At 72.8% G+C, this 12,606-nt stretch carries 9 protein-coding genes; 4 read left to right on the plus strand and 5 right to left on the minus strand.

Translation table 11 applies throughout. The annotated features are described in order from the left end of the window. Positions 1-28: 28 nt before the first annotated feature. Positions 29-1,108, minus strand: a complete 1,080-nt coding sequence (locus E8D37_RS01460; protein ID WP_136567960.1) for a HAMP domain-containing sensor histidine kinase — start codon at positions 1,106-1,108, stop codon at positions 29-31. 232 nt (positions 1,109-1,340) lie between these two features. Between E8D37_RS01460 and E8D37_RS01465 the strand changes: the two genes are divergently transcribed. Next, a complete protein-coding gene (locus E8D37_RS01465) occupies positions 1,341-2,033 on the plus strand; it encodes a DUF1707 domain-containing protein (RefSeq protein ID WP_168929564.1) in 693 nt (230 codons plus the stop codon). 72 nt (positions 2,034-2,105) lie between these two features. On the opposite strand, the gene E8D37_RS01470 is transcribed toward E8D37_RS01465, so the two are convergent. Together E8D37_RS01470 and uvrB are read right to left on the minus strand one after the other, a co-directional pair. Next, a complete protein-coding gene (locus E8D37_RS01470) occupies positions 2,106-3,419 on the minus strand; it encodes an MFS transporter (protein ID WP_136567962.1) in 1,314 nt (437 codons plus the stop codon). Positions 3,420-3,475: 56 nt separating this feature from the next. Then, positions 3,476-5,614: an excinuclease ABC subunit UvrB gene (gene uvrB, locus E8D37_RS01475; RefSeq protein ID WP_136567963.1), complete on the minus strand. Its 2,139-nt coding sequence runs from the start codon at positions 5,612-5,614 to the stop codon at positions 3,476-3,478. Between the two features lie 135 nt (positions 5,615-5,749). On the opposite strand from uvrB, the gene E8D37_RS01480 reads away from it, so the two are divergent. Further along, positions 5,750-7,009: a phospholipase D-like domain-containing protein gene (locus E8D37_RS01480; RefSeq protein ID WP_240770115.1), complete on the plus strand. Its 1,260-nt coding sequence runs from the start codon at positions 5,750-5,752 to the stop codon at positions 7,007-7,009. Positions 7,010-7,078: 69 nt separating this feature from the next. Here the strand turns inward: E8D37_RS01480 and E8D37_RS01485 are convergent, their stop codons facing one another. Next, complete coding sequence (locus E8D37_RS01485; RefSeq protein WP_240770116.1) at positions 7,079-8,041, minus strand: DNA-3-methyladenine glycosylase 2 family protein; 963 nt, start codon at positions 8,039-8,041, stop codon at positions 7,079-7,081. A gap of 115 nt (positions 8,042-8,156) precedes the next feature. Here E8D37_RS01485 and E8D37_RS01490 point away from each other — a divergent pair, with 115 nt between their 5' ends. Then, the gene (locus E8D37_RS01490) at positions 8,157-9,671 is read left to right on the plus strand and encodes an ATP-dependent DNA ligase (protein ID WP_136567964.1); all 1,515 of its coding nucleotides are present in this window, start codon (positions 8,157-8,159) and stop codon (positions 9,669-9,671) included. A 146-nt stretch (positions 9,672-9,817) separates the two neighbouring features. Then, positions 9,818-11,269, plus strand: a complete 1,452-nt coding sequence (locus tag E8D37_RS01495) for an HNH endonuclease signature motif containing protein (protein WP_136567965.1) — start codon at positions 9,818-9,820, stop codon at positions 11,267-11,269. Positions 11,270-11,296: 27 nt separating this feature from the next. Here E8D37_RS01495 and E8D37_RS01500 read toward each other — a convergent pair whose 3' ends face one another. Continuing rightward, on the minus strand, positions 11,297-12,580 hold the full coding sequence (locus E8D37_RS01500; protein ID WP_136567966.1) for an acetyl-CoA C-acetyltransferase: 1,284 nt from the start codon (positions 12,578-12,580) through the stop codon (positions 11,297-11,299). Between the last annotated feature and the right edge of the window lie 26 nt (positions 12,581-12,606).

Consider the following 12,606-nt stretch of genomic DNA (forward strand, 5'->3'; position numbering starts at 1 on the left):
GGGCCGGGGGCGACGTGCCGCGGGGCGCTCAGGCGCGGGGCAGGACGAGCACCACGTCGGTCCCGCCGTGCCGTCCGTCCTCGACGGTCGCCGAGCCGCCCATGAGCTCCATGAGCTGGCGGACCACGGCGAGCCCGAGACCGAACCCGCCGTCCCGCTGTGCGCGCCGGCCGCGCTCGTACTCCGAGAACACGAGCTCCCGGTCCGCCGGGTCGATGCCACGCCCCCGGTCGGCCACGACGACGGACACCGCCTCGGCCGCGTCCGCCGGTCTGCGTCCCTGCACCCCTGCCGGCTCCACGTGGACGTCGACGGGCGCGCCCTCGGGGCTGTACTTCACCGCGTTGCCGAGGACGTTGACGAGCACGCGGCTCAGCGCATCCGGGTCCGCGGCGACCACGACCCCCTCCGCGCCGTGCACCCTGACCTCGCGCCCCGCCAGGGCACCGCCGAGGTCGCCGACGACCGCGGCGACGAACGGCCCCAGCTCGACCGGCTCCACGTGCACCTCGACCGTGCCCGAGTGCAGCTTCGCCTGCTCCACCAGCTGGTCGACCATGCTCATGATCCGCACCGCGTTCGCCCGAATGCGCTGCGCGAAGTCCACGAGCGCCGGGTCCTCGAGGTCCGTGCACAGGAGCTGGGCGTAGCCCTCGATGCTGGTCAGCGGGCTGCGGAAGTCGTGCCCCAGGCCGGAGATGAAGATCTCCCGGGCGTGCTGCATCCGGCGCTGCTCGGAGAGGTCGCGGGTCACCTTGATGAAGCCCGTGAGGACGCCGTCCTCGTCGTGCAGGGCGGTGATCACCACGTCCGCCCAGAACTGGCTGCCGTCGCGTCGCACGCGCCAGCCGAGGTCCTCGACCCGGCCGTCGCGGCGGGCGGTGGCCAGCAGGCGCTCGGGGGTGCCGTCGGCGAGCTGCTCCGCCGTGTAGAAGGCGTGGAAGGAGCGGCCGACGATCTCGGCGGCGTCGTAGCCCTTCACCAGGGCGGCGCCGGCGTTCCAGGTGGTCACGCGACCCTCGAGGTCCAGCGTGATGATCGCGTAGTCCTTGATCTGCGCGGCCCAGTCGAGTCGCTCGAGCGAGGGCAGACCAGCGTCCTTGTGCACAGGCGAACCCTAGGCAACGATCCGCGCCTCCGGGAGCAATACGCCGGGGGACGCGCCGGAGCGGACTTCTGCCTCGGGTCCTCCCGTGGTCCAGCCCGGTATCCTCGACGGCACCCGCTCGCCTGCTGTCAGGCTGTCGGCCGGCACCCACGGTCCGTCGGACCGGACGGAGGGCGGGTGGGCACGCGGGCACCACGTGGTGCCCCTCGGACCGGGAGAGGAGGACGGACAGGTGGACGCCTCGGTGTGGACCCAGTTCGCCCTCGACCCTCGCGACCCCGCGCACGCGCACCTCCGGGCGGCGGACCACGACCGCGCCGTCACCTGCGCCCTCCTCGACGAGGCGTACGCCGAGGGTCGGCTGGACACCGTCGAGCGCTCCCAGCGGACCGACGCGGCGATGCGGTCCAGGACGTTGGGCGACCTGACCCGGCTCCTGGTCGACCTGGTGCCCGACGGAGCCGTCCGTCCCGCGCTCACGCTCGCCCCCGACGCCCGGCGCGACATCGAGGCAGCGGCCGAGGCGGCCTGGCACGCCGCCCGCCGTCGCGCCGTGCTCACGTTCCTGGGCACCGGACTCATCGCCTGGGCGGTGTGGGCTGCCGTCAGCGCGGCTGCCGGCTCGCCGGTGTTCCTCTGGCCCCTCATCGTCATGGCCGTCACGGCCGCCCACGTGCTCAAGGTGCAGCTCACCCGGGACCAGGCGATCGCGGACGAGCGGGCCCGCCTCGAGCGGCAGCGGGCGAAGGAGATCGCCCGGAGCCGCGGGCGGCTCCCCAGCAGCGAGGACACGCTCCGCCTGGCCGCCGACGCGGCGAAGCGGCGCACGGCCGCGCTCGCCCGGCAGGTGGAGGCGGACGTGCGCCGCCGCGTGGCCGAGCGTCAGGGTCGCAGCCGGCACGGCGACGGCCGTCCCGGCGCCTGAGCGGACCCGCTGGGGGCCTGTGCAGGGGGCCGGTGCAGGGGGCCGGTGCAGGGGGCCGGTGCAGGGGGCCGCTCAGTGTCGGGGGTCGATCCCGCCGTGCTGGGCCAGGTCGAGCGCGTGCGCCCGGGCGCGCCGCCGCAGCCGGTAGACCTGCGTGAGCCCGAGCCCCCACAACAGGTACTGGAACGACATCGCCCAGCGGAACGACGTGGCGTCGTAGTCGGTCGAGCCGGGTGGGGTGGTGAGGTCGAGGATGATCCCGATGGCGATCACGAGCACGAGGCTCGCCACGAACCCGCCTTGGTTCACCAGGCCTGAAGCACTTCCCTGGCGCTCCCCCGGGTTCGAGGTGCGGGCCAGGTCGAAGCCGATGATGGACGCCGGGCCGCCGATGCCGACGACCTGGGTCATCACGACGAGCAGCCAGAACGGGGCGTCACCCGGCCAGCAGAGCACGACGGTCCAGATCAGGACGATCGCGGAAACGATCCCCAGGACCATCGACGAGCGGTGCCACGGGTAGCGACCCACCAGCCGGCCCAGGACCGGCCCGCTGTACATGAACGAGACCACGATCAGGGTGAGCAGCAGGCTCGCCTGGGCCGGTGAGCGGTGCTCGGCCTGGACGAAGAACGGGTACCCCCACAGGAGGGCCAGCGAGGTCGCGGAGAACTGCGTGACGAAGTGGGCCCAGAAGCCCAGCCGCGTCCCCGGGTGGGCCCACGCGCCGGCCAGCAGCTCCTTGACCCGGGCGGCCGAGAGCCGGGGGCCGCGGAGGCTCCGGCTGCCCGGAGCGTCCTGGACGACGAGGAGCACCGCCACGGCCACGAGGACCCCCAGCGAGGCGCTGAACAGGTACGCCTTCGTCCAGCCGACGGTGCCGAGCGCCCAGGTCATGGGCGCCGCCGCGCCGATGGCGCCCGCCTGGCCGAGGACGCCGGAGAGCTGCGTCATGAGCGGGATGCGCGTGGCCGAGAACCAGCGGGCCACCAGCCGCAGCAGGCAGATGAAGGTCATCGCGTCGCCCATACCGACGAACGTCCGCGCGACGAGGGCCCACCCGTAGCTGTCGGCGAGCGCGAAGCCGGCCTGCGCGACGGTCAGGATGGTGACGCCGGTGAGCATGACGGCGCGCGAGCCGAACCGGTCCACCATGAGGCCCACCGGCACCTGCATGCCCGCGTAGACGAGCAGCTGGAGCATGGTGAAGACGGACAGCTGGGCGGCGGTGATGTCGAAGCGCTCCGTGGCCACCAGGCCCGCCACCGCCAGCGACGAGCGGTGGAAGATCGCCAGCAGGTACACGCTCAGGCCCACCACCCAGACGGCGAGGGCGCGGCGGAGGGGGGCAGGGTCGGCCGTGACCGCTGCGGTCGGGGAGCTCACCCGAGCATCCTGCTCGCCGCCGGGCGGGCCGGGCGCGCCGGGGGTCTTGCGAGGGGCTACTTCGTGGCCTCCATCATCTGCCGCAGCTCCTTCTTGAGCTCGTCGATCTCGTCACGCAGCCGGGCGGCCACCTCGAACTGCAGCTCCGCGGCCGCCGTCCGCATCTGGTCCGTCAGGTCCTGGATGAGCTGAGCGAGGTCGGCGCTGGGCATGCCCGCGAGGTCCTTGGCGTGGACGCCCGCGCCGTCACCCAGCGCCGGCACCGGCTGCTTGCCGCGTCCGGCCTTCCCGGCCCGGGCCTTGGCCTCGGTGCCGGCCCAGGTCTCCAGGAGCGCCTGGGTGTTCTCGTCCTCGCGCGCCAGCATGTCGGTGATGTCGGCGATCTTCTTGCGCAGCGGCGTCGGGTCGATGCCGTGCTCGGTGTTGTAGGCGACCTGCTTGGCGCGACGACGGTTGGTCTCGTCGATCGCGGCCTCCATCGAGGGCGTGATCCGGTCGGCGTACATGTGGACCTGGCCAGACACGTTGCGCGCCGCGCGTCCGATCGTCTGGATCAGGGACTTGTCGGAGCGCAGGAAGCCCTCCTTGTCGGCGTCCAGGATGCTCACCAGCGACACCTCGGGCAGGTCCAGGCCCTCGCGGAGCAGGTTGATGCCGACCAGGACGTCGTAGGCACCCATCCGCAGGTCGCGCAGCAGCTCGATGCGCTTGAGGGTGTCGACCTCGGAGTGGAGGTAGCGGGTGCGGATGCCGGCGTCCAGGAGGTAGTCGGTGAGGTCCTCGGACATCTTCTTGGTCAGCGTGGTGACGAGGACGCGCTCGTCCTTCTCGGCCCGGGTGCGGATCTCGTGGATGAGGTCGTCGATCTGGCCCTTGGTGGGCTTCACGATCACCTCGGGGTCGACGAGGCCCGTGGGGCGGATGATCTGCTCGACCACGTGCGGCGGCCGGTCCCCGCCCGCCTTGTCCAGCTCGTAGTCGCCCGGCGTCGCCGACAGGTAGATCGTCTGCCCGATCCGCTCGAGGAACTCCTCCCACCGCAGCGGCCGGTTGTCCATCGCGGAGGGGAGGCGGAAGCCGTGGTCGACGAGGTTCCGCTTCCGCGACATGTCGCCCTCGTACATGCCGCCGATCTGCGGGATCGTCACGTGGGACTCGTCCACGACCAGCACGAAGTCCTCCGGGAAGTAGTCCAGGAGGCAGTTGGGGGCCGAGCCGCGGCCGCGGCCGTCGATGTGCATCGAGTAGTTCTCGATCCCCGAGCACGAACCGACCTGGCGCATCATCTCGATGTCGTAGGTGGTGCGCATGCGCAGCCGCTGCGCCTCGAGGAGCTTCCCCTCGCGCTCGAACGTCGCCAGCTGCTCGGCGAGCTCCGCCTCGATCCCCGAGATCGCGCGCTCCATCCGCTCCGGGCCGGCCACGTAGTGGGTCGCCGGGAACACGTAGAGCTCGGAGTCCTCGGTGATGACCTCGCCGGTCACGGCGTGCAGCGTCATCAGGCGCTCGATCTCGTCCCCGAAGAACTCGATCCGCACCGCGTGCTCCTCGTAGACCGGGAAGATCTCGAGGGTGTCGCCGCGGACGCGGAACGTGCCCCGGGTGAACGAGAGGTCGTTGCGCGTGTACTGGATCTCGACCAGGCGACGCAGGATCGAGTCCCGGTCGTGCTCCTCGCCGACCCGGAGCCGGAGCATGCGGTCCACGTACTCCTGCGGCGTGCCGAGGCCGTAGATGCAGGACACGGTGCTCACCACGATCACGTCGCGGCGGGTGAGCAGCGAGTTGGTGGCGGAGTGGCGCAGCCGCTCCACCTCCTCGTTGATGGAGGAGTCCTTCTCGATGTAGGTGTCCGTCTGCGGGACGTACGCCTCGGGCTGGTAGTAGTCGTAGTAGGAGACGAAGTACTCGACCGCGTTGTCGGGGTAGAGCTGGCGCAGCTCGTTGGCGAACTGGGCGGCCAGCGTCTTGTTGGGCTGGAGCACCAGGAGCGGACGCTGGAGCTGCTCGGCGCACCACGCCACCGTCGCCGTCTTGCCGGTGCCCGTCGCACCGAGCAGCACGACGTCCTTCTCGCCACCGGAGATCCGCTTGCTGATCTCCGCGATCGCCGCAGGCTGGTCCCCCGACGGCTCGTAGTCGGACTGGACCTTGAACGGGGCGACGCGGCGCTCGAGATCGGTGACAGGACGCATGCGACGAGCCTACGGTGGCCCACCGACAGACCGCCCCGTCCGGCAGGGCGAGGCCGGAGGCGGGCCCGGTCACACCTCCGGCGCGGTCGCGGGACGCCGTCCTGACCCCTCGTGGCCATCGTCTAGGTTGGCGACGTGGCATCCCCGCTCAGCCGCCTCGACCGCGTCGTGCGCCTCGCACGCCGCGGCCTGCTGGCGTTCTTCGGCTTCCAGGTCGCGCTGGCCGTGGCGCTCTCGCTCGTCGACGCCTACCGGCGCCGCGGCAAGCGGTCGCGCCCCTTCCCCGTGACCGACCCCCGCACCGTCGTCGTCGGCGAGAGCCGGGTGACGACCTACACCTACGGCGCCGACGTCTTCGACGCCATGGTCGAGGCCATCAACGGCGCCCGCCGGCAGATCCTCTTCGAGACCTACATCTGGAAGTCGGACCGCACCGGCGAGCGGATCAAGGCCGCCCTCGTGGCCGCGGCCGAGCGCGGGGTCGAGGTGTACTGCATCTACGACGGGTTCGCGAACATGCTGGCGAACCCGCGCTTCAAGCGGTTCCCCGCCGGCGTCCGCGTGCTCCGCTACCCCGTCTACCCCGCCGGCCTGCGGTTCCTGGACCTGCGACGCTACGGACGCGACCACCGCAAGATCCTCGTCGTCGACTCCGAGACCGCCTTCGTGGGCGGCTACAACGTCGGCAACGAGTACGCCGGCGAGTGGCGCGACACGCACCTGCGCATCGTCGGCCCCGCCGTGTGGGACCTCCAGCGGGCGTTCGCCGACTTCTGGAACCTGCACCGCCGGCGCCGCTTCCGCACGAGCGAGCGGCCGCTGCTGCTCGAGACCGCCGGCTCGTGGGAGACCTGGATGCGGGTGCACCGCAACGTCCCCCGCCTGTGGATGTTCCCCATCCGCGGGATGTACCTGGAGGCCATCAACCGCGCCAGCGAGCGGATCTGGCTCACCACCGCCTACTTCCTCCCCGACCAGGACTTCGTCGACGCGCTCAAGGACGCCGCCAGGCGCGGCGTGGACGTGCGCATCCTCGTGCCCCTGAAGTCCAACCACGTGGTCACCGACTGGGCCTCGCGCGGCTACTACTCGCAGCTCCTGGCGGCGGGCGTCCGGATCTTCCGGTTCGCCGGCGCCATGGTGCACGCCAAGACCGCGACCGTCGACGGCACGTGGACGACAGTCGGCACCGCCAACATCGACCGCCTCTCGCTCTCCGGCAACTACGAGATCAACGTCGAGATCGTGGACGCGGCCCTCGCCGAGGCCATGGAGGAGATCTTCCGCACCGACTGCACGAACTGCCTGGAGCTGACCCTCGGCGAGTGGCAGGCCCGCGACGTGCACCGGAAGTTCACCGAGGCCGTCCTCGGCCCGCTGCGGCCGCTGCTCTGAGGCGTCGCCCGGTGACGGGGGCGCCTGCGATGCTCGGCCCCGGCCCGCCTCGCGCGGCCTCCGCTCCGCTCACCACCGGGTGACGCTGCTGGGCAGGTGGGTCCGTGGGGACATCCGCGCCCCGTGGCGGGGGCGGTGCAGCCCGGCCGCCGCGATCAGGGCCGGGACCCTGCCGCGCTGCGGCCGGTAGGGCTCGAGGAACGCACGCAGCTGGTCGTCGTCCCAGGGGGTCCCGGTCAGGGCCCAGCCGACGTCCTTGGCCACGTGGTAGTCGCCGAAGCTGACGGCGTCCGGGTCTCCGTGCGCCCGCTGGCGGACCTCGGCGGCCGTCCACTCCCCGATCCCCGGCAGGCTGGTGAGGCGGCGCTCCACCTCCTCGCCCGCGAGGCCGACCGTGCGCTCAAGGGCGTCGGCGACCCGCGCCGCCCGCACCACCGCCTTCGAGCGCGCGGGGTCGACGTGCATCTTCAGCCAGGCCCAGGACGGCACCTGCCGGAGCACCTCGGGGGTCGGCTGGAGGTGGAGCCCGAGACTCGCGGCCTCCGGCCCGGGTGCCGGCTCCCCGAAGCGGCGCACGAGCATCCGGAAGCCGGCGAACGCCTCCTGCCCCGTCACCTTCTGCTCGATGATCGCCGGCACGAGCGCCTCCATGACGAGCCCGGTGCGGCCCAGGCGCAGGTGCGGGTGGTGCCTGCGCGCCTCCAGCAGGACCGGGTGGTCGGTGGTGAACCCCGTCCAGTCGTCCTCCCCGCCCAGCAGGGCGGGCACCGACTCCAGCGCCCACTCGGCCCCCGGCCCCCAGGCCGTCGCCTCGACGTCTGCGTCGCACGGGCGGGCGAGGATGCGGAGGGTGGCGGGCCCGGAGGGTGTGCGGACGCCGCGCCAGACCGCGTCGTCCGGCGCGACCTTGAACGTGGGGTCCCCACCCCCGTGGCGCTGGAGACCCAGCACGCGGCGCACCGGCCACGGCAGCAGGGTGCCGTCGGCGGCCGTCAGCGGCGGGGGCCGCCAGGTGCGGTGCTGCGAGGACACGAGCGAACCGTACCCGCGGCCACCGACGAACCAGCCGGACCCGACGGACCCGACGAACCTGGCACGGGGACCGAGGGGCGAGGCGGCTGTCGGCGGGGGCCTGTTGAATCGGTCCGTGCTGCTCCACGAGGTCGTCGAGACGTCCACCCAGGTCGCGAGCACCCGCGCGCGCCACGCCAAGCGGGACGCGATGGCGGACCTGCTCGGCCGCACGCCGGAGGGCGAGGTGGAGGTGGTGGCGTCGTGGCTCGGGGGCTCCCTGCTCCAGCGGCGCACGGGGGTGGGGTGGCGCTCGCTGCAGGAGCTGCCGCAGCCGGCGGACCGGCCCTCTCTGGAGGTGCTCGTCGTCAACCGGACGCTGGACGCGCTCTCCGCAGTCTCGGGCCCGGGCTCCGTGGCGCGTCGGACCGCTCTGCTGGGCGACCTCCTCGGCCGCGCCACGGCCGAGGAGCAGCGCTGGCTGCGCTCGGTGATGACCGGCGAGGTGCGCCAGGGCGCGCTCGATGCCGTCCTGATCGAGGCGGCCGCGCTGGTGGCCGACGTGCCCGCCGCGGCCGTGCGCCGGGCGGCCATGATGGCGGGCTCCCCCGTCACCGCGGTGGTCGTCGCGCTCCGCGACGGCCTCGAGGCACTGGACGCCGTGGGGCTCGAGGTGATGCGGCCGATCCTGCCGATGCTGGCGTCCTCGGCGCCCGACGTGGCCACGGGGGTGGCGAAGGCGGCCGGCCCGGCGCAGGGTGCCGTGGCGGTGGACGTGAAGCTGGACGGCATCCGGGTCCAGGTGCACCGCTCGGGCGAGGACGTGCGCGTCGTGACGCGGACGCTGGACGACATCACGAGCCGGCTCCCGGAGGTCGTGGCGGTGGTGCGGGCGCTGCCCGTCACGAGCGTCGTGCTGGACGGGGAGGCGCTGCTCCTCGAGGCGGACGGCCGGCCACGACCGTTCCAGGAGACGTCCTCACGCACCGCGCGGCAGGGGGCCACGGACCTGGCGGTGACCCCGTGGTTCTTCGACGTGCTGCACGTGGACGGGGAGGACCTCCACGACCGCCCGCTGGGGGAACGGCTGGAGCGGCTCGCCGCGCTGGTGCCCGAGGCGCACCGGGTCGCCCGGCTGGTCACCGGCGACCCCGAGGCAGCCGCCGCCTTCGCGCGAGAGGCCGTCGCCGCGGGTCACGAGGGCGTGGTGATCAAGTCCCTGGGCTCGACGTACGAGGCAGGACGGCGCGGTGCGTCCTGGGTCAAGGTGAAGCCGGTGCACACGCTGGACCTCGTCGTGGTCGCCGTCGAGCACGGGTCCGGGCGTCGTCGCGGATGGCTGTCCAACATCCACCTGGCCGCGAGGTCCGGGGACGACCTGGTGATGGTGGGCAAGACCTTCAAGGGGATGACGGACGAGATGCTGGCGTGGCAGACGGAGCGCTTCCGCTCGCTCGAGACCGGTGACGACGGGTGGGTGGTGACCGTGCGGCCCGAGCAGGTGGTGGAGGTCGCGGTGGACGGGGTGCAACGCTCGACGCGCTACGGCGGCGGTGTCGCCCTGCGCTTCGCGCGGGTCGTGCGCTACCGGGAGGACAAGACGCCGACCGAGGCCGACACGATCGAGACCGTGAGGTCGCTCCTGGCGTGACCTGCCGGGCTTCCGTCCGGGCCACGTGCTGGGTGGTCGAAGCCGCGACCGCCACGAAGTGCCCACAGGTCCTTGTGTCGACTGGCTACTCCCCAGGCGCGGCTTGCTGTCGGCGAGGAGGCGGGCGGAGGCGGTGAGATCGAGCCATGGCCCTCACCACCCTCGAGCTCCCCGAGAGCAGCCCGACGCCGACGTCGGCCTCCGTCGCGCGCCTGCTCGACGCCCTCCAGGGGGAGCTGGACGGGCTGGACCCCACAGCCCTCCCGGACGCCGAGCCCCAGGCGTTGGTGGACCTCGTGGAGGGCATCCAGCACCTGCGGTCGCGGCTCGCGGCACTCGAGGCCCGAGCCCTGGCGGCCGTGGAGGAGCGGGGGCTGGCACGCACCGAGCTCGGGTGGGGGTCCACCGCCGACTGGTACACCCATCTCGCCGGACTCCGCCGCGGCGCGGGTCGGCGGATCGTCGACGCCGCCGTCCGTCTCGTCCGGGAACGTCCCGCGACGCTGGAGTCGATGGAGTCGGGTGCGACGAGCCCGGAGCAGGCGCACGTCGTCCTGGAACACCTCGACCGACTTCCGGGCGATGCTCAGCTGCGCGAGGTCGCGGAGCTGACCCTGCTCGACGAGACGCACCGGCTCAACGCCACCGACCTCGACCGGACGGCCGTGCGCATCCTTGCCCGGCTCGACCCCGACGGCACCGCCGCCCGCGAGGAGGCGGCGAAGGACCGCCTCGACCGGGTGGCCCACCAGCGCCGGTTCCTGTCCATCACCGACGACGGCTGCGGCGGGGTGCGTCTCCGTGGGCGAGGGACGCTGGAGGACGCGGCCGTGCTGCGGGCCGCACTGCTCCCGCTCACCTCGCCGGTCGTTGCGAGTGGGGACGAGGTGGCGCGTCTGGACCCACGTGACCATGGCACCCGGCTCTGGGACGCCGTGGTGCAGGTGGCACAGCACGCTCTCGACACGGAGCTGCCCCCTGAGACCCACGGGGCGCGGCCCCGGCTCAGCGTCACCGTCCCACTGGACGTGCTCCAAGGCGCCGCGCCCGACGACGTACCGGCGTCGGAGGACGGCACACCCTTGCCGGTCAGCACCCTGCGCCGGCTCGCCTGCGACGCCGAGATCGTGCCCGCCGTCCTGGGCTCACGCGGAGAGGTGCTGGACGTCGGACGCAGCACCCGGGTGGTCCCCGTGTCGCTGTGGCGGGCACTGGTGGTGCGCGACGCAGGCTGCGCCTTCCCGGGCTGCTCGAGACCGCCCGTCATGTGCCACGCCCACCACGTGCGCAGCTGGGCCACCGGTGGCGACACCGCGCTGCCCAACCTCGTGCTCCTGTGCGGCTCCCACCACCGCCTGGTGCACGGGTCCCCCTGGGAGGTACGGATCAACGCTGACGACCACCTGCCCGAGTTCCTGCCACCTGCGGATCGGCAGCCTGACCGGCACGGACACCGAGCGGCGGAGCACCCGCCAGACGACCCGTCGACAGGGGGAACGGTCGGGACGGCCGATGGTCCCGGGTGGACCCGGCACCGTGGTCGACCGGGTCAGCCCCGGGCGGACCTTGCCCCGGACCCCCGCCCACCGGCAGGCTGACCGGCTCCGCCGGCGACTTTCGGGCGTTCAGGGACGCTCGAGGATGGCGGTCACGCCCTGGCCGCCGGCGGCACACACAGAGATGACCCCTCGTCCGCTGCCCTTGTCCGCGAGGAGCTTCGCCAGCACGGGGAGGATGCGTCCACCCGTCGCCGCGAACGGGTGACCGGCCGCCAGAGACGACCCGTGCACGTTGAGCTTCTCGCGGTCGATCGACCCCATCGCCTCGGGGAGGCCCAGGCGCTCACGGCAGAAGACCGGGTCCTCCCAGGCCTTCATCGTCGCCAGCACCTGAGACGCAAAGGCCTCGTGGATCTCGTAGAAGTCGAAGTCCTGCAGCGTGAGCCCGGCCCTGGTGAGCATGCGGGCCATGGCATACGCCGGCGCCATCAGTAGTCCCTCCCCGCCGTGCACGTAGTCGACCGCCGCCGTCTCGTACTCCGTGAGGTAGGCCAGTACGGGGATGCCGTGCGCCTGCGCCCACTCCTCGGAGGCCAGCAGGACCGTCGAGGCACCGTCGGTGAGCGGGGTCGAGTTGCCGGCCGTCATGGTGGCCGCCTCGCCCTTCCCGAAGACGGGCTTGAGCTTCGCGAGCTTCTCCACCGAGGAGTCAGGCCGGAGGTTGGTGTCGCGATCCACGCCGCGGAACGGGGTCACCTGGTCGTCGAGCCATCCGGACTCGTAGGCGGCGGCGAGGTTCTGATGGGACGCGGCGGCCAGCTCGTCCTGTGCGGAACGCTCGACTTTCCACTCCACCGCGGTGAGGGCTGCGTGCTCACCCATGGACAGGCCGGTGCGCGGCTCGCTGTTGCGGGGGATGGCCAGTCCGATGTCGCCCGGACGCAACGACGACAGGACCCCGAGCCGCGCCTTGGCGTCGCGCGCGGTGTTGAGGTCGAGGAGCTTGCGACGGAGCCGGTCACTCACGGCGATGGGGGCGTCCGAGGCCGTGTCGGTACCGCCTGCCACGCCGACCTCGATCTGGCCGAGCGCGATCTTGTTCGCCACCTGGATGGCTGCCTGGAGTCCGGTGCCGCACGCCTGCTGGATGTCGGTCGCGGGGGTCTCCGGTGACAACCCGGAACCGAGGACGGACTCCCTGGCCAGGTTGAAGTCGCGGCTGTGCTTGAGGACCGCGCCGGCCACGACCTCGCCCAGCCTCTCCCCCCGGAGGTCGAACCGGTCGACCAGGCCGTCGAGGGCCGCGGTCAGCATCTCCTGGTTGGACGCCGTGCTGTAGGCACCGTTGGCACGGGCGAAGGGAATGCGGTTGCCGCCCAGGACGGCGACGCGGCGGGTCTGCTTCAGCATGGGGAGGTCCTTGCGCTCTCGGCTGC

Source organism: Nocardioides sp. GY 10127, from assembly GCF_004919085.1.
GTDB lineage: Bacteria > Actinomycetota > Actinomycetes > Propionibacteriales > Nocardioidaceae > Nocardioides.

Excerpts from the sequence above, each read along its gene's own strand:
- uvrB (WP_136567963.1), bottom strand. The coding sequence starts at position 5,614 with ATGCGTCCTGTCACCGATCTCGAGCGCCGCGTCGCCCCGTTCAAGGTC.
- E8D37_RS01495 (WP_136567965.1), top strand. The coding sequence starts at position 9,818 with ATGGCCCTCACCACCCTCGAGCTCCCCGAGAGCAGCCCGACGCCGACG.
- E8D37_RS01500 (WP_136567966.1), bottom strand. The coding sequence starts at position 12,580 with ATGCTGAAGCAGACCCGCCGCGTCGCCGTCCTGGGCGGCAACCGCATT.